The sequence below is a fragment of the Janthinobacterium sp. PSPC3-1 genome, from assembly GCF_049896105.1.
Lineage (GTDB): Bacteria > Pseudomonadota > Gammaproteobacteria > Burkholderiales > Burkholderiaceae_D > Janthinobacterium.
Window position 1 is genome coordinate 78,579 of sequence record NZ_JAFCTQ010000004.1, and the last position, 23,111, is coordinate 101,689.

The 23,111-nt window shown below is 66.9% G+C and carries 14 protein-coding genes and 2 tRNA genes; 7 read left to right on the top strand and 9 right to left on the bottom strand.

The features are described 5' to 3' along the window. Positions 1–2: 2 nt before the first annotated feature. The 5 genes from ACP7B7_RS06555 to ACP7B7_RS06575 form a co-directional block, all read right to left on the bottom strand. Positions 3–79: transfer RNA gene (locus tag ACP7B7_RS06555), tRNA-Met, on the bottom strand. A gap of 208 nt (positions 80–287) precedes the next feature. Continuing rightward, positions 288–364 (bottom strand) — tRNA-Met (locus tag ACP7B7_RS06560). 46 nt (positions 365–410) lie between these two features. Continuing rightward, on the bottom strand, positions 411–1,589 hold the full coding sequence (locus tag ACP7B7_RS06565; protein ID WP_426076104.1) for a methyltransferase: 1,179 nt from the start codon (positions 1,587–1,589) through the stop codon (positions 411–413). Positions 1,590–1,664: 75 nt separating this feature from the next. After that, a complete protein-coding gene (locus tag ACP7B7_RS06570; protein WP_426076105.1) occupies positions 1,665–2,561 on the bottom strand; it encodes a hypothetical protein in 897 nt (298 codons plus the stop codon). 89 nt (positions 2,562–2,650) lie between these two features. After that, positions 2,651–2,860, bottom strand: a complete 210-nt coding sequence (locus ACP7B7_RS06575) for a hypothetical protein (protein WP_065308902.1) — start codon at positions 2,858–2,860, stop codon at positions 2,651–2,653. Between the two features lie 177 nt (positions 2,861–3,037). Between ACP7B7_RS06575 and ACP7B7_RS06580 the strand changes: the two genes are divergently transcribed. Next, positions 3,038–3,190 carry a hypothetical protein gene (locus ACP7B7_RS06580; protein ID WP_308922105.1) on the top strand — a complete coding sequence of 51 codons (153 nt, stop codon included), beginning with the start codon at positions 3,038–3,040 and terminating at the stop codon, positions 3,188–3,190. A gap of 15 nt (positions 3,191–3,205) precedes the next feature. Here the strand turns inward: ACP7B7_RS06580 and ACP7B7_RS06585 are convergent, their stop codons facing one another. The 3 genes from ACP7B7_RS06585 to ACP7B7_RS06595 are packed head-to-tail and all read right to left on the bottom strand — an operon-like array spanning position 3,206 to position 11,249. After that, positions 3,206–6,961, bottom strand: coding sequence for an AAA family ATPase (locus tag ACP7B7_RS06585; protein ID WP_426076106.1), 3,756 nt, complete (start codon positions 6,959–6,961; stop codon positions 3,206–3,208). A 6-nt stretch (positions 6,962–6,967) separates the two neighbouring features. Further along, positions 6,968–8,194, bottom strand: a complete 1,227-nt coding sequence (locus ACP7B7_RS06590; RefSeq protein ID WP_426076107.1) for an exonuclease SbcCD subunit D C-terminal domain-containing protein — start codon at positions 8,192–8,194, stop codon at positions 6,968–6,970. A gap of 43 nt (positions 8,195–8,237) precedes the next feature. After that, positions 8,238–11,249 (bottom strand): PAS domain-containing protein, encoded by a 3,012-nt coding sequence (locus ACP7B7_RS06595; RefSeq protein ID WP_426076108.1) that lies wholly within the window; start codon positions 11,247–11,249, stop codon positions 8,238–8,240. 191 nt (positions 11,250–11,440) lie between these two features. On the opposite strand from ACP7B7_RS06595, the gene ACP7B7_RS06600 reads away from it, so the two are divergent. Beyond that, positions 11,441–11,812, top strand: coding sequence for a YajD family HNH nuclease (locus tag ACP7B7_RS06600; protein ID WP_426076109.1), 372 nt, complete (start codon positions 11,441–11,443; stop codon positions 11,810–11,812). Positions 11,813–11,852: 40 nt separating this feature from the next. Here the strand turns inward: ACP7B7_RS06600 and ACP7B7_RS06605 are convergent, their stop codons facing one another. Then, a complete protein-coding gene (locus tag ACP7B7_RS06605; RefSeq protein ID WP_426076110.1) occupies positions 11,853–15,032 on the bottom strand; it encodes a di-heme oxidoredictase family protein in 3,180 nt (1,059 codons plus the stop codon). Positions 15,033–15,340: 308 nt separating this feature from the next. On the opposite strand from ACP7B7_RS06605, the gene ACP7B7_RS06610 reads away from it, so the two are divergent. The 5 genes from ACP7B7_RS06610 (at position 15,341) to ACP7B7_RS06630 (ending at position 23,097) form a co-directional block, all read left to right on the top strand. After that, complete coding sequence (locus tag ACP7B7_RS06610) at positions 15,341–16,336, top strand: DUF2804 domain-containing protein (RefSeq protein ID WP_426076111.1); 996 nt, start codon at positions 15,341–15,343, stop codon at positions 16,334–16,336. A 129-nt stretch (positions 16,337–16,465) separates the two neighbouring features. Further along, positions 16,466–19,135 (top strand): bifunctional acetate--CoA ligase family protein/GNAT family N-acetyltransferase, encoded by a 2,670-nt coding sequence (locus ACP7B7_RS06615; protein WP_426076112.1) that lies wholly within the window; start codon positions 16,466–16,468, stop codon positions 19,133–19,135. 128 nt (positions 19,136–19,263) lie between these two features. Beyond that, the gene (locus ACP7B7_RS06620) at positions 19,264–19,923 is read left to right on the top strand and encodes a hypothetical protein (protein ID WP_426076113.1); all 660 of its coding nucleotides are present in this window, start codon (positions 19,264–19,266) and stop codon (positions 19,921–19,923) included. Between the two features lie 127 nt (positions 19,924–20,050). Next, complete coding sequence (locus ACP7B7_RS06625; protein WP_426076114.1) at positions 20,051–22,633, top strand: DUF349 domain-containing protein; 2,583 nt, start codon at positions 20,051–20,053, stop codon at positions 22,631–22,633. Beyond that, a complete protein-coding gene (locus ACP7B7_RS06630; protein WP_426076115.1) occupies positions 22,630–23,097 on the top strand; it encodes a molybdenum cofactor biosynthesis protein MoaE in 468 nt (155 codons plus the stop codon). Before ACP7B7_RS06625 ends, ACP7B7_RS06630 begins: the two co-directional genes overlap by 4 nt. Positions 23,098–23,111: the final 14 nt, after the last annotated feature.

Here is a 23,111-nt window from a genome sequence, read left to right on the forward strand (position 1 = left end):
TTTGGTTGCGGGGACAGGATTTGAACCTGTGACCTTCGGGTTATGAGCCCGACGAGCTGCCAGACTGCTCCACCCCGCAGGCGAATTATATACGGATTGTTGCGGGGCGTAAAGGGCCATGGCCGCGTAGGTCGGATTAGCGGGGCGACGCCCCGCGTAATCCGACAACATTGTTGGCGCAGGCCGGTGGTGGTGTCGGATTACGCGCAAGCGCTAATCCGACCTACGCATGCATCAACAATGGAAAAAGCCGCTGATCTCTACAAGATTCAGCGGCTTTCAGGTATTGGTTGCGGGGACAGGATTTGAACCTGTGACCTTCGGGTTATGAGCCCGACGAGCTGCCAGACTGCTCCACCCCGCAGGCGAATTATAGCGGGGTTTGCTGCATTGCGCAATGGCTGCCGGGATCAGGCCGCCGCCAGGCGCCACAATGAGGTGATTTCCTTCGAGCGGGCCGCGTGCAGGCTGTCGGTGGCGTCCTGCGCGCGCGGGTGGGTGGGGGCCACGTCCAGGCGGTCGACCACTTTCAGTCCGGCGGCGGCGATCCATTCGAGCAGCTGCGCGCGCGGGCGCAGGCCCAGGTGTTCGGCCAGGTCGGACAGGATCAGCCAGCCTTCGCCGGCCGGCTCCAGGTGATCCTTCAGGCCGGCCAGGAAACCGCGCAGCATGCGGCTGTCGGGGTCGTAGACGGCGTATTCGATCGGCGAGCTGGGGCGGGCCGGCAGCCACGGCGGGTTACACACCACCAGCGGCGCGCGGCCTGCCGGGAACAGGTCGGCCTGGATCACTTCCACCTGGCCAGCCAGGTCGAGGCGCGCCAGGTTCTCGCGGGCGCAGGACAGGGCGCGCGGGTCCTGGTCGGTGGCGATGATGCGCTTGACGCCGCGCTGTGCCAGCACGGCCGCCAGCACGCCGGTGCCGGTGCCGATATCGAAGGCCAGGCTGGCGCGCGGCGGCAGCGGCGCGTCGGCCACCAGGCCCACGTATTCGCCGCGGATCGGCGCGAACACGCCGTAGTGCGGGTGGATGCGCTGGCCCAGGGCCGGCAGCTCGACGCCGGTGCGGCGCCATTCGTGGGCGCCGATCAGGCCCAGCAGTTCGCGCAGCGAGGCGACAAACGGCGTTTCGCCACGGCCATAGGCTTCATTGCAGGCGAGTTTCACGTCGGGCGCGCGGCGCAATGGGATCGTGTAGTCGGCGTCGAACGGCAGCAGCAGCATGGCCAGGGTGCGGGCGCGCTGCGACTGGGCCTGGCGGTGCAGGTGGAATGCTTCGGTGGCGGTGGGTTCTGGCTTTGCCAATTTGGCGGCCAGGGCTTTCTTGCTGGGCTTGTCGTTCTTGTGGTCGGCGCGGCGGGCCAGCGCCTGCAGCAGCTGGCGCGCATTCTGGAAGTCGCCGCGCCACAGCATGGCCGTGCCTTCGCAGGCCAGGCGGTAGGCCTGGTCGGCCGTCGTGCGGTCGTCGGCGATGACGACGCGCTTGGGCGGCGGCATGCCGCTTTCCGAGCGCCAGCGGGCGGATTGTTCGACGCCGTTTTCGCTCCAGTGGATCTGCGGATGAACGGTGGAAGTAGGGGTGTCAGGCATGGGATTCAATCGAAAGAAGGTGGGCGCGCGGCATGGTCGCCTGCGCAGGCCGTCTTCCATTATACGTCCCTGTGCTTACTCCGATGCGGTTGGCTTGCCGCCGTAGGCTTCGGCCACGACGCGGGCGCGGGCCTGCGCTTCCGGTGTCAGCTCGGGCGCGGCATCGGTGGGGACTTCCGCAGGCTTTGCCGCTGCATCGACGGTCTTCGGCGGCTGCAGCAGATTGAGCAGGCGCAACCTCAGGCTGCCGACTTCGTCACCGGGCCTGGACTGGGTCTGGTCGACACTGTCCTGGCCGGCATTGTAGATGCTGCTTTGCAACTGCTGGCCCAGCATCTTGAACAGGTCGCCGAGGCTGCCGGCAAAATTCATCGACGGCAGTTGCAGCGTCGGCAGGCCGCTGTCTTCGCCGGCATCGGTATCGGCGTCCTGACTATCCTGTATTTCGTTGCTGGTTTCATATGCCGCGCTGGCGCTGATCTTCGATTCGTACTGCACTTCCAGTTCGAAATCGAAGGTCTGGCCGTCGGCGGTGGTAATCGTGCCCTTGCCGATGAAGTGGGCGTTTTCCGCCAGGCTGAAGGCGGCCGCATTGCGCGTGCCGCCGGCGCCGGACATGCTGGACGCTTGCGCGGCATAGCCGGAAGCCGCCGATAAATCGATCGAGTCAAAGCTGATGCTGGCACCGTCGCCGAAGAGTTGGCGCGCCATATTGCCGACGAAATCCTGCGCCACGTCGACGGTGGCGTTGCCCAGCGCATCGGTGCGCTGCGCCAGGCCCTGCGCCGACAGGTCCAGGCCTTTTTTCGACAGGGCCACCACGTCTTGCGAAGTGCGCTGCATCAGGGCGTCGGCGGCGCTGGAGGCGTTGCCGCCGTTGCCGCCGGTCTTGGCCGGCTGCTGGCCGGTGAGCGTGCTGGCGCCGGTCTGGCGCGCGCCGAGTGCGGGAAGCTGGGGCAGGGTAGTGGCCATGGTCTTGTCCAAATCAACGTTGTATCGGAATTAACGGCAGGCGGCGCGCATACTTTAACTGTTGGTTTGTAACAATCAGTGGTGATGGATCAGTGGTGATGCGACCAGCTGCCGTCGGCCGATTCCAGGTAGGACTTGACGGCGTCGGCCTGGCCGGTGGCGTGGCGTTTCAGTTCGCCGCACTGGCACAGGCCCTGGTATGGCTGGATATGCGAGCAGGCCGACACTTTCTGCAGGTAGACCTGCACGGCTTTCTGGCATTTGACGCATTTGAAGGTAAGGCTGCGGGCGGCTTTCATGGGATTCCTTGTTGAATGGCTTGAAGGGTCAGGCGAGGGCGGGATTTTAACGCAAGCGGCCCGGCTTTACATTCTGTTGCAAAGGCGCCACGCGCGCCGCTTGTGTGTGTCAACGCCCGGAACGATGGCGCGTTCAATGGGACTATAAGCCATCAAGGGCTTTCGAAAGGTCGCATCATGCAACAACGCATACTGGCAGACAAGGAACTTGTGAGACAGTGGTTGAAGGCGGAGCTGGCGCAGCGCCGCCCGCCGCCGGGGCCGGAACAGATACGCCGCGAACTGGGCTGGCATCTGCTGCAGCTGAAAAAAGCCAGCGTGCCGCGCTGACGGGGCAAGCGGCGCTCAGCGCACGCTGACCACGCTCTTGCCGCCGGCGCCAGGCTGCACCAGTATCCGGGTGGCGATGCGTTCCGTCATTTCCTGCACGTGCGAGATGACGCCCACCTTGCGGCCCATGGCCTGCAGGCCGTCGAGCGCATCCATGGCCGCGCGCAGGGTTTCCGAGTCCAGGCTGCCGAAGCCCTCGTCGATGAACAGCGACTCGACGCGTACCCGGTTCGATGACAGCGAAGCCAGGCCCAGCGCCAGCGCCAGCGACACCAGGAACGATTCGCCGCCCGATAGCGAGTGCACCGAACGCAGCTCGCCACCCATGTCCTGGTCGCGCACCATCAGGCCCAGCGAAGGGCTGTTGGGGTTGCTGATGCGCTCCAGTTGATAGCGGCGCGCCAGATGGTTCAAATGCGCATTGGCATAGCCCAGCAGCACTTCCAGCGTGAACTGCTGGGCGTAGTTGCGAAATTTCTTGCCGTCGGCCGAACCGATCAATTCATTCAGGCTGGCCCAGCGCCGCTCGACAATCGCCTGTGCATCGATCTGCGCCAGCATGGCCTGCGCGCCGTGGCGCCGCGCATCGTCCTGGGCCAGCGCCAGGCGCAATGCCGTGGCGGCCTGGCTGGCCTGCTGGCGTTCGGCCTGCAGGGCGTGCAGCGATGCCTGCAACACGGCCAGGTCCGCTTCCAGGTTGGCCGGAGGCTGCTCCTGGTGCAGTGCTTGCTGGCGCAGCCGCTCGGCCAGCACCGTGCGCGCTTCGGCAAGTTGATTGTCGAGTAACCGCAAGGCCTCGCGTTCGGCACGGATGGCTTCCGGCGCCAGGTTCAGGCGTTCGCGCAGGGTGGCGGTATCCTCCGGTGCGTGTTCAGGATGATCATGCTGGAATTGGCGCAACCAGTCTTCCAGCGCCGTTGCCGCGACTGCTGCCTGTGCCTGCAGGCTGTCCAGGCGCCGCATGGCTTGCGCGCGCGCTTCATCAAACCGCGTGCGCTGTTCGCTGGCTTGCTGCACCGCCGCCTGCCGCGTGGCCAGGGTGGTCCTGGCCGTCTCGACGGCGCCCACCAATGCGCGTTCCACGTCCAGTACCGGCTGGCCCTGCCACAGCGCGGCGCGTTCGGCCTGGGTGGCGATCAGTTTCGTGTCCAGCGCCTTGAAGGCCGTATCGGCGTCCTGCGCCGCCTGGCGCGCCCTGGCGGCGGCCGTGTCCAGCGCGTCCAGTTGCGCGGCCACCGTCAGCAGCGCCTGGCCGCGTTCGTCCTGTGCCGCCTGCTGCTTGTTCCACTGCTGGCTTTCGGCCTGCCGCGCGGCGCGGAAAGCCGCCGGCCCCTGGCGCCAGGTGTCCTTCCAGTCCTCCGCCCCATCGGCGTCGCCAAAAGCGCTGTCCAGTTGCGCCAGCAAGGCGTCGAGATGGGCGCGCGCCGTCTGGCCCTTGTCGCTGGCCGCCGCCTGTTGCGCCTGCAACTGCGCCAGCCGCGCCTGCGCTTGCGATACCAGCGCCGTCAGGCGTGCCTGTTCCTGCGCCGCCTGTTCATGTGCGGCTTGCACCTGTTCGCGTCTGGCGATGGCCTGGCGCAGCGCGCTTTCCTGTGCGGCCAGCGCCTGCAGTCCCGCTTCATTGGCGGCGATCTGTTCGCCGAACCATGCGCCGCGCAAGCGCTCCTCGGGTACTTGCAGGCTGACTGAGTGCGCCTGCCACTGGGCGGCGAGGCTGGCTATCTTTGGCGGCAGTACATCGAGCTCCTGCGCCGCCCCCGCCTGTTCGCGTGCGTAGCCGTGCAAGGCGGCCTGGTGCGCCGCCAGCTGCCGGGTATTGGCTTGCGCCTGGGCGCGGCAGTCGCGCACGCCTTCCCGCAGGCTGGCCAGCATCGCTTGCAGCGCATGGTCGGCGTGTTGATACGGGTGCTCGAGCGCGCCGCACACGGGGCAGGGCGCGTCATCGACCAGGGTGGCGCGCAGCTGCTCGACGCTGGCCGCGCATGCCGCTTCCGCGCCTTTTAACGCCTTTTCGGCCTGCGCCAGCGATGCCTCGATAATGGGCGTCTTGGCCGCTTCCTGCGCCAGCGCCGTGTTTTCGGCAGCGGCAGCTTGCGCCAGTTGCGCCGTCCTGGCTTGCCAGTGCGCCAGCTGCTGCTGCTGGCGCGACAATTCGGCCCAGGTCCTGTCGGCCGCCGCCAGCACCCTGGCGTGGCTTTCCAGCTGCTGGCGCTGCGCCGGCAGCTGTTCGCCATCGATGGCCTGCACCTTGGCGGCCGCCTCCGTCCTTTGCTCTTCCAGCGTGGCCGTCTTGTTGACGGCCGTTGCCAGCGCATCCTGCGCAATGCCGGCATCCTGCGCGGCCTGGCGTACCAGTTGCGCCGCCTGCGCAAGGCTGGCATCCATCGTGTCGGCCTGCGCGGCCGCCTGGCCGGCCTGGGCAAAGAGCTGGTCCCATAAGGTCCAGTCTTTCGCCAGCGCCTGCCAGTGACGATGGCCGGCCAGCCATTGCGACGCCGTTTGCTGCTGCGTATTCAAGTCCTTCTGGTGCTGTTGCACCGCCAGCAGCTGGGCGCGCGCCGCGTCATTGGCGGCATCGGCCGCCTGCGCGGCATCCCTGGCCTGGCGGTGGGCCGGCAATTGCGCGGCGATGCCGGCGTCGAGCGCCTTGGCCTGGTCGAGCAGCGGCGCCGCATCGCGCTGCGCCGCCTCCTGCGCCTGCAACTGCGTCGAGGCGTGCAGGGCGGCCACGGCCAGTTGTTCCTGGCCGGCCAAGGCATCGTGCGCCTGCTGGCGCGCCGTGGATACCGCCAGCGCGGCGGCGTCGCTGTCGGCCTGCAAACGCGCCAGGTCGGCCAGCAGCGGGCGGGCCGGCTGCAGCAGGTCCCACTGCGCCAGCGCGTCGCGGCGCGCACTGGCGGCATCGAACGCTGCGCCGGCCGCAGCCAGCGCCTGGCCGGCCTCTTTGGCTTGCTCCTGCAGGCGCTGCGCGTCACTGTGCCAGCGCTGCTGCAATTCCAGCACAGCTTTATGTAATTCCAACTGCTGCAAGGCCGCTTCCGCTTGCGCGCCTTGCTGTTGTACCTGCGCGCGCTCTTCGGCGGGCAAGGGGCGCTGGTCGGCCAGCTTGTCGGCGAGGCGTTCCAGCGCCTGTTTTTCCTGCTTGGCGCGTTCAAAAGCGCGTATCGAGATATCGGAATAGATGGTGCTGCCGGTCAGGGTTTCCAGCAGTTCGCCGCGCTCGTTGTCCTCGGTTTTCAGGAAGGTGGAAAACTCGTTCTGCGCCAGCAGCACGGCGCGCGTAAACTGGTCGAACGACAGGCCGATGCGCTGTTCGATCGCTTCCTTGACTTCCGTCTTGGTGCCGCCGATGGCCTGCAGCGCGGGCAGCTGGTGCAACTGCATGGCGGTGGCCTGCAGCGCGCCTTCGGCCTTGGTGCGCGAGCGGCGCACGCTCCAGCGCGCGCGGTAGCTGTGGCCGTCGTTGCCGACGAAATCGACCTGCGCCCAGCCGTCCGGCGTGCCGCGGCGCAGCAGGGTGCGCGTATCCTGGGCGTTGACGGTTTCCTTGCCGACGTCGGGCAGGGCGTTGCGGCCCTGTACCTTGAGTAATCGCGGCGTGGCGTCGTACAGGGCCAGGCACAGCGCGTCGAGCAGGGTGCTTTTGCCGGCGCCGGTGGGGCCGCTGATGGCGAACAGGCCGGCGGAGGCCAACGGTTCCTGCTCGAAGTCGACCATGAATTCGCCGGCCAGCGAGGCCAGGTTCTTGCCGCTGATATTGAGGATTTTCATGATTCTTCAGTATTGGGGGAGCAACAGTTCCGCCAGCGCCGACAGTTGTTCGGGCGGCGCTTCCTTGCCGAATTTTTGCTGGTACAGGCGGCGGAAGATTTCGTCGGGCTGCAGCTGGGCCAGCTGGTCCAGGGTCATCGATTCAATGGCGGTGGACCTGGCCGCGCTCGAGGTCTCGATCTTGGCCAGGCGCACCGGCTTGCCGTCCAGCGCCGCTTCGATGCGCGTGCGCAGGCCCGGTTCGGGCGCGTCCAGGCGCACCCGCACTTCCAGGAAGGGTTGCGCTTCGTGAGGGGTGTCGGGAAGGTCGAGCGCGGCCAGCTGCGCCAGCACCTCGGCCACCGGCGCCGGTTTGTCGGGCACGCGCAGCAGCGGCACGGCGCGTGGAATGTCGATGGCGCGCACTTCCTGCAATCGTTCGCCGGCGATATCGAGGCACAGCACCTGGTGGCGGTAATGCACTTCGGCGAACGACAGCGGGATCGGGCTGCCGCAGTAGCGGATATGCGGCTGGCCGCCGACCGCCTGCGCCAGGTGCAGATGGCCCAGCGCCGCATAGGCGATCGCCGGATCGAAAATCCCCGAGGGCAGCATCTCGGTGCCGCCGATGACGATGCGCCGCTCCGAGTCGTTCGACATCTCGCCGCCCACCATATGGCAGTGGCCCATGGCGATAATGGCCTGGCCGGGCTGGCGCCGCGCCAGCGCCAGTTCCGTCAGTTGCCGGTACAGCAGGGCAATCCCGCCCAAGTAGGCGTCCTGGCCGCTGCCGGCCGGCAGTTTCGGCACGTCGCCGGGGCGCAGGAAAGGCACGGCCAGGCACCAGGCTTCGACCTGGCCGTTTGGGCCCGTCAACGGCAGCAGCAGCCGTTCCAGGTCGATCTGGCCGGCCTCGTCGCGCAAGATATGGCCCAGCATGTGGGTGCCGTAGTCCGCCAGCAGCGGCGCCGGCGCTTCCAGCCGGCCGGCCGAATCGTGGTTGCCGGCGATCACGATCATCTGCAGGGCCGGCAGGCGGGCGCGCGCCTGCTGCAGGAACACATACAGCTGCTTTTGCGAGGCGGCCGAGGGGTTGGCGTTGTCGAACACATCGCCGGCCACCAGCAGCACGTCGATGCGTTCGGCCACCAGGGTGGCCAGCAGCCAGTCGAGGAAGTGCTGGTGCTCGTAGCCCCGCTCGTAATTGTGCAGGGTCTGGCCCAGATGCCAGTCGGAAGTGTGCAGCAGGCGCATGGTGGGTTCGGCGAGAAGAGACAGGCGCCAATATACCACCCACCTAGCTGATCATGGCCGCCGCCCGGTAGGTATTGCGGCCGTCCTGCTTGGCCTGGTACAGCAGCACGTCGGCCTGCTGCAGCAGGGCGGCCGGCGAGATGTCTTCGTTGCGGTAGTAGGCCACGCCGATGCTGGCCGAGATATCGACGGTGATGCCATCGAGTTCGAACGGCTGGCGCATGGCGTAGACGATATTGGCGGCCAGCACGGCCGCGTCTTCAGGCCGGCTGATGCTCTCCATAATGATGGTGAATTCGTCGCCGCCGAGGCGCGCGATGATGTCGGTGGCGCGCATGGTTTGCGTCAGGCGCTGGGCAAAGGCGCGCAGCAGGGCGTCGCCGGTGCCGTGGCCGTGGGTGTCGTTGACCGGCTTGAAGCGGTCGATGTCCATGTACATGACGGCCATCAGCCGGCCCTGCTTGCGGCTGGCGTGCATGGCGTCGGTGAGCTTTTGCACGAAGCCGGCGCGGTTCGACAAACCGGTCAGCGCATCGACCTGGGCCAGCTGCAGCAGGCGCTGTTTTTCACGCTTCTGCACGGTGATATCCTGGCGCATCACGTGAAAGCCCACCACTTGCGGATGGTCTTCGCCGATCTGCGGGATATAGATCACTTCCATGCAGCGTGCTATGCCCTCCTTGACGTCGTCCTCTTCAAAGCTCAGCGTTTCGCCGGCCAGCACGCGCGCGATATACGGCGCCACCGTGCCGTAGCGCACGGCGTCCACGGTTTCGCGCACGCTGCGCCCCAGCGCCTGCAAGCCGGTCAGGCCGAACTCGCGCTCGTAGGCCAGGTTCAGGAAACGGTAGATCTCGTCCGCGTCGATATAGGCGATCATGGCCGGCAGCGCGTTGGCGATGGTGCGCAGGCGCGCTTCGCTTTCCAGCAGCGCCACCTCCGATTCGCGCAGGATGGTGATGTCGTCCAGGCTGCCGACATAGCCCTCGATGCTGCCGTCGACCAGGATGGGCGCGATCTTCATCGAGACCCACACCAGCTTGCCGTCGCGGTGCAGCCAGCGCAGGGTCGACTGGAACGGCGTGTGGCTGCGCCGCAGCTGGGCCAGCGCCGCATGCATCAGCGCAAAATCGTCGGGGTGCAGGGCGCTGGTCCAGCCGGCGCCCAGGGCCGACGCGCGCGGCTGGCCGGTGATCGCTTCGAAAGTGCGGTTGACATAGGTGCAGCGGCCTTCGCGGTCCAGCCGTACCAGGCCCAGTGGCGAGGCGTCGTTGACGGCCGCCAGCTCGGCCTGGTTCTGGCGCAGCGCCAGTTCCTGCTGGCGGCGCTGCGAAATGTCTTCGCCGATGCCGAGGATATGCTCGACCTGGCCGCGCTCGTCGAACACCGGCACCGATACCGCGTGCAGGTGGCACACGCTGCCGTCCGGCAGGCGCAGCGGCTTTTCAGGATGGTCGATCACGCCCCGTTCGGCCAGGATGGCGCGGTCGTCCGCTTCGTCGTGCAGGCCGAAGTCCGCCGGGAAGGCGGCGCAGTCGGTCTTGCCGATCACGTCGCCGGCCAGGTAGCCGGTGATGTCTTCGGCGGCCCGGTTCCACACTTCCATCTGGCCGAAGTTGTCAAACCGCGCGCTTTTTACATACACCATGACCGGCAGGTGATCGATCAGGGACTGCAGGAAGCTGCGGTTGTCCTGCAGCGCCAGTTCGTCGCGCTTGCGCGCGCTGATGTCGCGCGAGGTGACGGCCACGCCGTCGCTGATCGGCACGATCTGGTGGCGCAGCCAGCGCGTGCCGCCGTGTGGCAAGGCCAGTTCGAACTCGTCTTCCAGCGGCTGGCCCGATTCCATCACCAGCACGAAGCGCTGGAAGAAGCGCTCGTCGCGCAGCACCGGCGCCAGCGGCAGCGCGCGCTGGCCCAGCAGTTCGGCGCGCGGCTTGCCCAGCACTTCGGCGGCGCGCTCGTTGACGTCGGCGAAAATGAAATCCTTGGGCGGCTTGCCCGGTGCCGGGCGCCAGGCTTTCAGCAGCATCACCGAATCGAGGCTGCCCTGGTGCGCCGCGCGCAGCAGCGCCTGGGCGTCCTTGGCCTGGCGGATGCTGCGCCGCAGCCGGCCGCTCTGGCGCATCAGCAGGGCAGTGAAACCGACGATCAGGAAGCTGGCGGCCAGCAGCACGCCGATATACACGCGGCGCCGGTGTTCGAAATGGGCCAGCGCGGTGGCGCTGCTCACACCGACCACCGCCAGCAGCGGATAGCGGCCCAGGTCGCGGTAGCTGTAGATGCGCGGCGTGGCGTCCAGCGGCGGCGTGATCTCCGCTTCGTCAGGCGCATGGGTGGGTGGGCCCGGCATGCGAAAGTCGATCCTGTCGCTGGTGATCAGCCGTTCGCCGATGCGCCCCACCGAGTGGCCGCTGTCGCGCGAGACCAGCATCAGCGCGCCGTGTTCGTCGAGGTTCAGGCGGTCGTAGTCGTCGACAAAATAGGTGGGGTCGACCAGGATCACGATCACGCCGGCAAAGCGGCCTGCGCCATCGTTCAGGCGGCGCGCCGAGCGTATCATCCATTTCTTGCTGGCGGCATCGAGCACCGGCGTGTCGACCAGGGCGATATCGCCGGGCGTGGCCGCCAGGGTGCGAAAGAAGGGCTGGCCGGCCAGGTTGCCGGCCGCATGGCCATTGGCGCTGTCAACGATATTGCCAAGCGCGTCGGTGACGGCGATCGGCAGCTCCAGCTTGGACGGCAGCACGCTGTCCATCATGCCCTGGGTGCGCGTGAACTGCGCCAGCGAGAGGCGGGCGCCGGTGGCTTCATATTGCAGCTTGAACAGCTGGGTGGCGTGATCGGTCTGGCGCAGGATATAGCCGGTATGGTCGGCCAGGGTGCGCGCCAGCGACTGGCTGGCCACCACCGCGTCGCGCCTGGCGCCGGCGCGCTCCTGGCCCACCTGATAGACCAGGCCGCCCCACAGCGCCAGCAGCAGCGGCAGCGCGAACAGGGGAAGCAGGCTGATGTTGTAAACACGGCTGGCCAGGCGTTGCAGGGTTCTTGTCATCGATATGCTTGCGCGCAAGAGTCATGGAAGAGTGGTTCGCTCAGTCTATTTTGCGTTAAATCAAAGCCCCATGGCGCAATTTAAGCTAAAAAAGTTGTCCAGCCGTGACAAGGCGCTGCCGCTGCCGCCAGTTTGGCCGGCGCTGGCGCTAAAATGGCGGCTTCTCCCTCCCATCTTGAAAGTTGCTTGCCATGCAAACCAAAAAGCCCGACGCGGCCCGGCTGGACAAAATCGTCGCCGAAGCGCGCCGCGCCGCCGACCGGCGCGAGAGCGGCTACCGCGAACGCTCGCTGAAAATGTATCCGTGGATCTGCGGACGCTGCATGCGCGAGTTCACGCGCGCCAACGTGCAGCAGCTGACCGTGCATCACCGTGACCACAATCACGACAACAACCCGCCCGACGGCAGCAACTGGGAGCTGCTGTGCCTGTACTGTCACGACAACGAGCACTCGCGCTACCTGGAAGCGGACCGTGGCGCGGGCCTGCTGTCGGCCGAGGTGGCGCCGGCCACGCACAATCCGTTCGCGGCGCTGGCGGGGCTGATCAAGAAAAAAGACTGAGGAAGATGGCCGGCGCGCTGGCGCCGGCCCTTTTGCAACGTTACAGCGACTTCAGGAACGCCAGCAGCGACTCGCGTTCCGCCTTCGACAGCGCTTCGAAACGCTGCCTTGCGCGCGTGCCTTCGCCACCGTGCCACAGGATGGCTTCCGTCAGGCTGCGTGCGCGGCCGTCATGCAGGTAACCCGCCTTGCCTTCCTTGCCCAGCACTTTTTCCGTGTAGCCGATGCCCCACAGCGGAGCGGTACGCCACATGCCGCCTTGCGCCTGGCCTTCGGCGAACTTGTCGGCCAGGCCCGGGCCCATGTCATGCAGCAGCAGGTCGGTGTAGGGGCGGATGGTCTGGTCGCGCAGTTCGGCGAACAGGTGGCCGGCGCCGGTCTTCATTTCCGCCGTATGGCAGGCGGCGCAGCGCATGCCCTGGAACAGTTTCGATCCGGCTGCCACTTGCTGCGCATCGACCTTCAGTTCGTCGATCGGCGCCACGCCTTTCGGGAAACCGCTGGCGATGCTGCGCTGGGCCGGCACGGCGACGAGCGCCAGGTAGTGCGAGATCGACTGCAGGTCCGATTCCGAGATGCCGGCCTGCTTGCCGCCGGCCGCGCAGGCGCTTGGCCCCGCAATGCAGGCGCGGTTCGGATAGACCGGCGACGTCACCGCCATGTCCAGCAGCAGGGCCTCGGCCGCCTGCTGGCGCAAGGTGGCCTTGGCGGCCTTCCAGCCGAAGCGGCCCAGGCGCACTGCGCCCGATTCCGGATCGAACACGAAGTTGGCCTGGCCCTTGACGCCGTCGGCGTCGGGCGTGGCACGCACGCGCGCCAGGATGTCGGCTTCCGGCACCGCTTCCAGGAGGCCGGTGCCGATCATCGGCGGCGCGGCGCGCAGCGAGACGATGGCCGGCACGGCGCCGTCGAAGGCCAGCGTCGGCTTGCGCAATTCGACTTGCGTGCCATCGGCCAGGGTGACCTTGCTGGTTTCGAACCCGCCGACGGCCACGCTGTTGCCCCAGTTCTGCGCCACGCCGTTGCCGGACACGGCGTTCATCTGGATCGCCGTGCCGTATTGCGGATGCGGCACCTGCAGGCCGTTTGCATCGAGCGCGGCGACCCGCACGGCCATCATGTCGAGGCGCTGGTTGATCGAGGCGGGCGCCGGGCTGCGGCCATTGTTGACGTGGCAGGCGATACAGGCCGACTGGGTGTAGCGCTGGCCCTGCAGGCCGACGGCCGGCGCGTAGCGGTCGTTGCGGCCTTCGTTGTGCTCGCCGGTGCGGAAATTGGTGTGCACCAGGCGCCGGCCTTCGACAAAGCGCTGCATGTTCTGCATGCCGATATGGTTGTGCGGCTGCTGGAACATGAACAGCGCGTTGTCCGAGTAGTTATATGACACGGAACCGAGGCCGCCCGACAGCGTCTCGGCCGGCAGCGGCACGGAATTGAGGCGCGGCTGCACGCCATACCACGGCCGCAGGCCGGCGCCCACCACATACGTCCATTCATACGAGTAGTAGCGGATGCCGCCATCGTCGCCCTGGGCCGCCATCGCCTCCTTGGTGGAAAACATCGACGGCGACACTTCGATGATGTCGCCCGACGCCAGGGCGCGCGCCTTGACGTCCGTGCCATTCGGCATGCCGCTGGCGTCGAGGCTGCCATGGCCCGGATATTCCTTGATCAACAGGGTACAGGCGCCATTGATGCCGTTGGCGGTATTGAGCTTGCCGGCGGCCGGGTAGGCCAGCGGTTTGCATACCGGCACATTGCGGTCGACCAGTTCGCCGGGCGACATCCAGCCGTAGCCGGTCACGCCGGGGCGGTCGAAGCCGCGGAAGAAGGCCACGCCGCCGGACAGGAAGTCGACCGTGGTGTACTGGTTGACGATCAGGGTCGGTTTGGTCACGCCCGCCACCTTGCTGTTGTCGATGATCTCGACGCCCCAGGTGCGGTTCTTGAAGTATTGCGGCACGAAGGTGAGGTAGTTGCCCGGCCCCTTGTCGACGGCCAGGCCGGTGACCGGGTCGACCGTCTCGTTCGGGCCGTAGCCGATTTCGTTCCATTCCTCGCCCCGTTCGCGGCCATGGCGGGCCAGGCCGCGCGCGCCGAAGCGCGTCACCAGGGTGCCGTCGGCCAGCGAGAACTGCAGCGTTTCAAGCGGTTCCCTGGCAGCTGGCAGGGGCACCAAAGCGCTGCCGTCAAGCGGGAATTTCAGTGCCGAGGTGGCGGCGGTGGGCAGGGTATTGTCGCTGCCGGGCGACTTGAACACCGCTTCCAGCAGCGAATAACCATACTGGGTGGCGCGCGCCACGCCCTGCAGGCGGATATGGCGCGCGGTGACGCCCAGGTTGAAGAATTCCTCGGTGCCGCCCTTGCCGTTCGTGACGTAGCGTACCTGGGTCCAGTTCTGGCCGTCGTTCGAGGTCTGCAAGGCATACTCCTTGCCGTAGGCGTTTTCCCATTGCAGCTGCATATAACCGATGGCGGTCGGCGCGCCGAAGTCGAACTGGATCCAGGCGCCGTCTTCAAAGCTGCTGGCCCAGCGCGTGGCGCTCTTGCCGTCGATCGCCATGGCGGCCGACATGCCGGGGTTTTCCACCGGCGACGAGGTGGCGGCGACCGGCTTGATGAATACGCCTGGCTGGGTCGGGTCGGCGGGAATCACGGGCGGCGTCACCGGCGGTTCTGCCGGCACGGTGGCCGGCGTGCCGGTAAACGCCTGGATCTCGAAGATGGAATAGCCGTACTGGCCGGCGCGCTTGACGCCCTGCATGCGCAGGTAGCGGCCGTGGCCCGACAGGCCCGTGAGATCCTCGACGCCGCCGCTGCTGTTGTCGACGCTGCGGATGGTGGTCCAGTTGTTCAGGTCGTCCGAGACCTGCAGCAGGTAGGCGCTGGCGTGTGCGTTTTCCCACGAGATGCGCACGCGGGTGATCGCTTTCGACACGCCGAAATCGAGCGTCAGGTATTCGCCATCGGTAAAGCCGCTGCCCCAGCGCGTGCTGTCGTTGCGGTCGATGGCCGCCGCCGCCGACAGGTCGCCCCGTTCGGCGGAACTGGCCGTGGCGCCGACCGGCGTGAGCACGGTTTCCGACGACACGACCGCGCCCAGCTGGGCCGTGGGCAACGCCGCCGTCGTTGTTTCGCTGCCACCACCGCCGCAGGCCGCCAGCGCCAATACCAGCGACAGCAGTGGAACTGCGCGCAGGCTATGCCGAAATTGATTCATGACACGCTTCCTTGATTTTTATTTAGTGAGAGATGAGAAGGTTTTTCCAGCCACCAGGGTGCCGCCCGCGCGCGCAAGACGTGTACAGAATGATCATTGGTGTCGGGGAATTTAATTTCCGTATGGAAATATTTGCTCACATTATCCCAGCCTTTCGGGCCTGTCAAGCGTGCCGTGAAGTGGCGCGCTGGCGCGGCAATCCGGTGCGTCAAACATGCGTACCGCGCGGGCAAAATGCGGTATCTTTATCGCATGAACCAACCCGATCGCCAGCATCGCCGGTCCCCCTCATGCCGGAGGCCAGCCGCATGACCCTGCCGCCAGCGCCAGCCACCTTGCCCGACGCCAGCGGCGCGCCGCCGTTCGGCCGCCATGCCGGCCTGGCGCGCGCCTTTGACTGGGCACGGCTGGCGCCGCCGCACGCGCGCGGCGCGCTGTGGCGGCTGTTCCACCACAAGCGCTGGCATTACGTGGCGCTGGCCACGCCGGAACTGTTTTGTGCCGTCGCCATCGTCGACCTGGGCTGGACCAGCACCGCCTTTGCCTACGCCTTCGACCGGCGCAAGGGCAAGCTGGTGGCGTCTTTCTCGCGCGATGGCGTGCCGGGCCTGTCGGCCAGGGTGGCGCCGCATGCGGCCGCCAACAGCTGCAGCCGCTTTCGTTTCCTGTCGCAGACGATCACCATCGAGGCCGCGCCCCAGCACCGCTACCGCTTGCGGATGGATAGCGGCCACTTCGGCATCGACGCCGAATTCGGCCCGACCGTGTCGCCGATCCTGCTGGCCGTCGGCCCGGTGGACGGCGGCGGCGTACATGCCACGCAAAAGTCGGGCGGCCTGCCGCTGTGGGGCACGGTGCGCTGCGGCGCCATCGGCTACAGCCTCGACGACGGCGTGGCCAGCTTCGACTATTCGAACGGCCTCCTGGCGCGCGAAACGGAATGGCGCTGGGCCTCGGCGCATGGCCTGGACCTGGGCTTCAATCTGCAGGCAGGGTATTTCGGCGCCCACGAAAACGCGCTGTGGCTCGATGGCCAGCTGTATCCGCTGGCGCGCGCCCATTTCGACTTCAATCCCGACAATCCGATGGCGCCCTGGCACGTCTGGACCGACGACGACCTGCTGGACCTGCATTTCAAGCCGGAAGGGGCGCGCCGCGAAGAGCGCAATCTGTGGCTGGCGTCCAGCCGCTACATCCAGCCGATCGGCACCTTCAGCGGCTGGGTGCGCGCCAGCGCGCAGGCGCCCAAGCGCATCGTGGCCCAGCTGGCGGGCGTGACGGAAAGCCACCGTTCGCGCTGGTAGCGGCGCGCTTCGCAGCGCTGGCACTTTTTTGCAAAAGACACCACAAGGTCAAGTTTTTTTGCCGGCGCATCCTATACACTGTCGCAGCCGCTGCAGGCAGATCGCAAGCACAGTCCATAAGGCCAGAGCATGAGTATCCGTAATCTCGACAAGCTGTTCAAGCCGGCCTCGGTGGCCCTGATCGGCGCTTCCCGGCGCGAGCGCAGCCTGGGCGCCATCGCCCTCGGCAATCTGCTGCAAGGCGGCTTCCAGGGCGCCATCTATCCCGTCAATCCCAAGTACGATCAATTGCACGACCTGCGCTGCTACCACAAGCTGGGGCAATTGCCGAAAGCGCCCGACCTGGCCATCATCTGCACCCCGCCGGCCACCTTGCCGGGCCTGATACGCGATCTGGGCGCGATGGGCACGCGCGCGGCCATCGTCATGACGGCGGGCCTGGACAATGTTGAACACGGCAAGCAGCGCCACCTGATGCTGAAAGCGGCCAAGCCGCACCTGCTGCGCATCCTGGGGCCGAACAGCATGGGCTTGCTGGTGCCGAAAATCGGCCTGAACGCCAGTTTTACCCATGTGGGGGCCAGCGCCGGCAAGATCGCCTTCGTGTCGCAATCGGGGGCGCTGGTGTCGGGCGTGCTGGACTGGGCGCATGCCCACGGCGTGGGCTTTTCGAAATTCATCTCGCTGGGCGGCAGCGCCGATATCGATTTCGGCGACCTGCTCGACTATCTGGCCGGCGACATCGATACGGCCGCCATTCTGCTGTACATGGAAGACATCCAGGCGGCGCGCAAATTCATGTCGGCCGCGCGCGCCGCCGCCCGCAGCAAACCCGTGATCGTGCTGAAAGCGGGGCGCGAGGCGGAAGGCGCGGCGATGGCGGCCTGGCATACGGGCGCGCTGGCGGGGTCCGATGCCGTATATGACGCGGCGATACGCCGCGCCGGCATGCTGCGCGTGTATTCGGCCGAAGAGCTGTTCGACGCGGTCGAAACGCTGACGCATATCCGTGCCCAGCGCGGCGAGCGCCTGGCGATACTGTGCAATGGCGGCGGCCTGGGCGTGATGGCCACCGATGCGCTGGTGGGCAGCGGCGGCAAGCTGGCCGAACTGTCGCCGGAAACCGTGATCGCGCTGGAAAAGGCGCTGCCGCCCGGCTGGTCGCACGACAACCCGGTCGGCCTGGCCGGCGACGCGCCGGTGCAGCGCTATGTCGACGCCATCAAGCCCCTGCTGTCGGAGCCGGAAGCGGACGCCATGCTGCTGCTGCATGCGCCCAGCGCGATGGTGTCCTCGATCGAGATCGCGGAAGCCGTCACGCCCTTGATCAAGGCCACCTCGCGCACGGTGCTGTCGTGCATGCTGGGCGGGACCATGGTGGCGCCGGCGCGCCAGGTGTTCAACCGCGCCGGCATCCCCACCTACGACACGCCCGAAAAAGCCGTGCATGGTTTCATGCAGATCGTGCAGTACCGGCGCAACCAGGACACCTTGATGGAGGTGCCGGCCCAGCTGCCGCTCTCCGGCACGCCGCGCCGCGCGCGCGTGCGCGAAATCGTCGCGCAGGCGCTGGCCGCCGGCCAGACGGTGCTCGGCGAATGCCGCTCGAAAGAAATCCTGGCCGCCTACGGCATCCCGGTGGCCACCACCCGCATGGCGGCCGACGTGGAAGAGGCACTGGCGGTGGCGGCCGACATCGGCTATCCGGTGGCGCTGAAGATCCACTCGCCCGATATCGCGCATAAATCGGACGTCGGCGGCGTGGCGCTGGACCTCGACAATCCCGGCATCCTGCGCACGGCGGCCGCCGCGATGGAAAAGCGCGTGCGCAAGATGCGGCCCGATGCGCTGATCGACGGCTTCACGGTGCAGCAGATGGCGCGCCGGCCGCAGTCGCATGAACTGATCGTCGGCGTCACCACCGACAGCGCCTTCGGCCCCGTGATCCTGGTGGGGCAGGGCGGCATTTCGGTGGAGGTGACGGCCGACCACGCGATCGGCCTGCCGCCGCTGAACATGGTGCTGGCGCGCGACATGCTGTCGCGCACGCGGGTGTCGAAACTGCTGGCCGGCTACCGCAACCAGCCCCCCGCCAATATCGACGCCATCTGCCATGCGCTGATCCAGGTGGCCGAACTGGTGGCCGATATCGGCGAGCTGGCCGAACTCGACATCAACCCGCTGGTGGCCGACGCCGACGGCGTGATCGCGCTCGACGCGCGCATCCGCCTGCAGCCGGGCCAAAGCGCCGACCGCCTGGCGATCCGCCCGTATCCGCAGGAGCTGGAAGAAGAGGTGACGTGGATGGGCCAGTCCATCGTGCTGCGCCCGATCCGCCCCGAGGACGCGCTGCATCATATCGACCTGTTCAATGCGCTCGACCCGGACGACGTGCGGCTGCGTTTTTTCACGTCGATGCGCGAGCTGCCGCTGTCGCAGCTGGCGCGCCTGACGCAGATCGATTACGACCGCGCGATGGCCTTTATCGCCACCCATGTGCGGCCGGACGGCGAGCAGGAAACCCTGGGCGTGGTGCGCGCGGTGGCCGACCCGGACAATATCACGGCCGATTTCGCGATTGCCGTGCGCTCGAAACTGAAAGCGCAGGGCCTGGGCCATATCCTGTTTGAAAAGCTGGTCGACTATTTCCGCAGCCGCGGCACCGAGGAACTGGTGGGCGAGGCGATGGCGCGCAACAAGGGCATGCAAAGGCTGGTGAAAAGCTTTGGCGGCACCGTCACGCCATCGGAAGAGCCTGGTGTGGTGGACTTGCACATCAGCCTGCGCGCGCCAAAATAATGGTTGGCCGGGTTCGCTTGGCATGCACCAGTTTTGTGCAGGATCAAGCTTGACCCTGTCGGCAATCCTTACACTTTCACTTTCAGCCTGCGTCAATGAAGGCATATCGGGAGTAAGGGAGTGAGTGCATGCTAACAGCAACATATGCTTTGGTGTCCTTGTCGGTCGAGCAGGCCAGCATCCGTGTCAGCCTGCTGTCGTTTCAGCAATATATGCATGCGCAGTTGCGCCAGCAGCGCCAGCTGACCCTGGCGCACCTCGACTACGCGGGCGACTGGCTGAACCGCCTGTATCAGTTCGGTTACTGGCGCAAGATCGACCAGTACCTGGTGCCCGCGATCCGCCAGGCCACGCCGCATGCCGATGGCCTGCTGGCGGAACTTAACAGGCTCAACCACGCCGCGCTGGAAAGCGTCAACCTGGTACAGCGGCGCGCCATGGCGGCCGTCAACAACTCGGAGCAGCAACTGGAACAGCAGGTGGAGCAGCTGGGCGCGGCCATCGACAGTTTTTGCGCGGCCCTGATGGCGCGGCTGGAGATGGAAGAGCGCGAGCTGTTCGCCCTGGCGCGCCGGGTGATCGCCGGCGAGGCCTGGTTTGCCATCGCTTACCAGTTCCTGGCCCACGATGCGCGGGTGCAAGAAAACCGCCGCAGCAAGGCGCGCGTGCTGCCCTTTGTACCGCCAGCCGCGCTTGCCCCGGCTGCCGCACCGGTGCATGCACCCGCAGTGGCCGCTAACTCCGGGGCCGGCGCCAACGCCGCGGCACCGCAACATCATGTGGCATAGGGCTGGTGGCAGGCCTGGTTTGATGGAAAAATCTTTAAGTTTATAGTTTGATAATTACTTCATTGCTGTCTGATGCAATGCCCCTGGCTTTGTTATGATGGTGGTTTTGATCCACGCGAAACCCGTCATGTTCGAATTTCTCTTCAAGCGTACTGCCAGCAAGGCCGGCAAGGCCGGCAAAACCACCGCACCGGATCCTGTGGTGGCAGAGCAGGCCGCCGCCACGGCGCAGAGCGCATCGCGCCGCGCCGAACAGCTGGCGCGCGCCCATGCCGTGGCCGGCGATGAAGCGGCCGCCTTTGACTTCATTATCGCCAGTGAATTTGCCGAAGCCCGCCTGATCGCGGCCGAACATGTGCACGCGTTGCCGCTGCTGGAAAAAGTCCATCAGGCCATGCGCAATACCGACCGCCGCGTCGCCAAGCTGGTGCAGGGCCGCATCGATCTGATCCGCCACCAGGCGGCCGAGGCGCAGCGCGCCCAGGCCGGCATCGCCACCGCCCAGCGTTTGCTGAACGATGAAAAACTGAGCCCCAACCAGGTCGCCGAGCTGGACCGTCAATGGCAGGTGATCAAGGCCACGCCGGAACTGGCCGAACAATTCACGAGCGTGCGCGCCGGCCTGGCCGCCCGCCTGGAAGCGCAAGTGGCGCTGCAGCGCGCGGTGATCGACGCGGTCGCTTCTGCGCGCAAGCTGGCCGCTGGCGGCCAGTCGGCGCAGGAGCTGGCCCAAGCGCTGGCGACGCTCGATGCCGAGCATGCGCAGCATGTGCAGTCGCCCGAATGTGCCTCGCTGCCAAAACACCTCGGTGCTGATTTTGCCCAGGCGCGCGAGCAGGCGCAAACGGCCTTGCAGGCGCTGCAGCAGCACCAGGCCGTATTCGATGCGCGCCAGGCGGCGCTGGCCGAATGGCAGGCGCAGGACGCCGCCACGCTGGACCCGGCAGCGCTCAAGCGCGCATGGCAGGCCTTGCCGCGCCTGCCCGAGTCGGTGCTGTCGGACAGTCTTCAAGAACAATTCCAGGCCTTGCTGGCCACGGCGCCCGCACCGCTGGTTCCCGAGGCGCCGGTCGCCAGTGAACCTGCAGCGCCGCGCAAGCCGCGCCAGGAGTCCGCACCGGTATCGAAAGAAAGCACCGAGCAGTTCTTCACGGCGCTCGACGCCATGGAAGCGGCGCTGGCCGAAGGCCTGCTGCATGTGGCCTCCGAGCACGACAAGACCCTGCGCGACAGCAAGCATGGCCGCCTGACGCCGGCCCAGGCCGACCGCCTGGCCCATGTGCGCGCGCAGTTCAAGCAACTGGCCGACTGGGCGCGCTGGGGCGGCAACGTCTCGCGCGAAGAATTGGTCAAGGCCGGCGAGGAATTGCCGGCGCAAGCGCTGCCGATGAGCGAGCTGGCGAAAAAAGTCGGCAGCCTGCGCGAGCGCTGGAAGTCGCTCGACACCTTGTCCGGCCCGGCGCCGAAATCGCTGTGGGATCGTTTCGACGCCGCCTGCACGGTGGCTTATGCGCCGGCGGCACTGCATTTCAAGCAGCTGGCCGAAGAGCGCCACGGCAACGCGGCCAAGGCCCAGGAACTGATCCTTGAGGCGACCGCCCTGGCATCGCAGGAGAGCACCGACTGGAAACAGGTGGCATCGAACTCGCAGCGCCTGCGCCAGGCCTGGACGCGCCTGGGCACCATCGACCGCAAGGAAAAGAAACGCCTGGACGGCGAATTCGGCGCGGCGCTGGACGCCTTGTCGAAGCCGCTGGACACCCAGCGCCAGATCGAAACGGCGCGCCGCGAACAGCTGATCGTCGAAGTGGGCCTGTTGAAACCGTCCGAACGCAATACGGTCGACATGCTGAAAGCCCTGCAGGATAAATGGCAGGAACTGGCCAAGGCCCTGCCGCTGGAACGCCGCGCCGAACAAGCCCTGTGGCAGCGTTTCCGCGCCGCCTGCGACGATATCTTTGCCCGGCGCAAGGAAACCGCGCATGCGGCCGACCATGAACGGCGCGAACACCTGCATGCGCGCGAAGCGCTGTGCGCGGCACTGGAAACGGCCGTCGTGCCCGGAGGCGACGACAAGCAGCGCACCGCCTTTATCAATCACCTGCTGCGCGACACGCGCGCCGCCTGGAACAGCACCGGCCCCGTGCCGCGCGCCAGCGAAGCGAAGATCGAGCAGCGCTACCAGGACGCCATCGCCTCGCTGCAGGCGCAGGCCGACGCCATCGCCCAGCGCGCCGGCGCCGCGCAAGCGAATGCCATGCGCGACAAGCTGCGCCTGGTGCAGGCACTGGAACTGGAACTGGCCGACGCCGGCGCTGCCGATGCGCAGGCCTGGACCGAACGCTGGAGCGCCTTGCCGCCGCTGGACGCGCAATATGAGCGCAGCCTGCAGACGCGCTTTGCCGCCGCGCTGGCCGCCATCGGTGACGGCAGCGCCGCCTATGTGGCCAGGCTGCAGGCCAACCAGCCACGTCTGCTGGAAGAAGTGCTGCGCCTGGAAATCGTCGCCGGCGTCGACAGCGGCGCCGAGTTCGCGCGCGACCGCCTGAAAATGCAGGTCGAAGTGCTGCAGTCGTCGCTGAAATCGGGCCAGAAGCCGCTCACGCAGGCCTCGCAGCTGATGCAGCTGTGCGCCATCGCCGCGCTGACCGACGCCCGCACGGCCAGCCGCATCGAGGCGCTGCTGCGCCGCATCGGTGGCGCGCAATGAGCATCGGCGTTCGCATCCAGGAAGCCGATTTTGACTTGAGTCAAGAGATCGCACAATTGCGCGCGCATGACCCGAAGGTGGGTGCGGTGGTGGGATTCGTTGGCACCGTGCGCGACATGAACGAGGGGCTGGACGTGGCTTCGATGGAGCTGGAGCACTATCCGGGCATGACGGAAAAGTCGATCCTGGCCATCGTCGAGCAGGCACAAGCACGCTGGCCGCTGGCCGGCGCGCTGGTGATCCACCGCGTCGGGCCATTGCGGCCGCAGGAGCAGATCGTGCTCGTGGCCGTGTCGTCCGGCCACCGCGGCGAGGCGTTTGCCGCCTGCGAATTCATTATCGACTACCTGAAAACGGAAGCGCCGTTCTGGAAAAAAGAAGCCACGCCGCAAGGCGCGCGCTGGGTCGATGCCCGCGTGACCGATGACGCCGCGCTGGCGAAATGGACGGCCAGCCCGGTTTGATTCTCCCCGCAGCC

Excerpts from the sequence above, each read along its gene's own strand:
- ACP7B7_RS06590 (WP_426076107.1), bottom strand. The coding sequence starts at position 8,194 with ATGCGCCTGCTGCACACTTCCGACTGGCATCTGGGCCAGACCCTGCAC.
- ACP7B7_RS06575 (WP_065308902.1), bottom strand. The coding sequence starts at position 2,860 with ATGAAAGCCGCCCGCAGCCTTACCTTCAAATGCGTCAAATGCCAGAAA.
- ACP7B7_RS06565 (WP_426076104.1), bottom strand. The coding sequence starts at position 1,589 with ATGCCTGACACCCCTACTTCCACCGTTCATCCGCAGATCCACTGGAGC.
- ACP7B7_RS06605 (WP_426076110.1), bottom strand. The coding sequence starts at position 15,032 with ATGAATCAATTTCGGCATAGCCTGCGCGCAGTTCCACTGCTGTCGCTG.
- ACP7B7_RS06580 (WP_308922105.1), top strand. The coding sequence starts at position 3,038 with ATGCAACAACGCATACTGGCAGACAAGGAACTTGTGAGACAGTGGTTG.
- ACP7B7_RS06615 (WP_426076112.1), top strand. The coding sequence starts at position 16,466 with ATGAGTATCCGTAATCTCGACAAGCTGTTCAAGCCGGCCTCGGTGGCC.
- ACP7B7_RS06585 (WP_426076106.1), bottom strand. The coding sequence starts at position 6,961 with ATGAAAATCCTCAATATCAGCGGCAAGAACCTGGCCTCGCTGGCCGGC.
- ACP7B7_RS06610 (WP_426076111.1), top strand. The coding sequence starts at position 15,341 with ATGACCCTGCCGCCAGCGCCAGCCACCTTGCCCGACGCCAGCGGCGCG.
- ACP7B7_RS06570 (WP_426076105.1), bottom strand. The coding sequence starts at position 2,561 with ATGGCCACTACCCTGCCCCAGCTTCCCGCACTCGGCGCGCGCCAGACC.
- ACP7B7_RS06595 (WP_426076108.1), bottom strand. The coding sequence starts at position 11,249 with ATGACAAGAACCCTGCAACGCCTGGCCAGCCGTGTTTACAACATCAGC.
- ACP7B7_RS06600 (WP_426076109.1), top strand. The coding sequence starts at position 11,441 with ATGCAAACCAAAAAGCCCGACGCGGCCCGGCTGGACAAAATCGTCGCC.
- ACP7B7_RS06625 (WP_426076114.1), top strand. The coding sequence starts at position 20,051 with ATGTTCGAATTTCTCTTCAAGCGTACTGCCAGCAAGGCCGGCAAGGCC.
- ACP7B7_RS06620 (WP_426076113.1), top strand. The coding sequence starts at position 19,264 with ATGCTAACAGCAACATATGCTTTGGTGTCCTTGTCGGTCGAGCAGGCC.
- ACP7B7_RS06630 (WP_426076115.1), top strand. The coding sequence starts at position 22,630 with ATGAGCATCGGCGTTCGCATCCAGGAAGCCGATTTTGACTTGAGTCAA.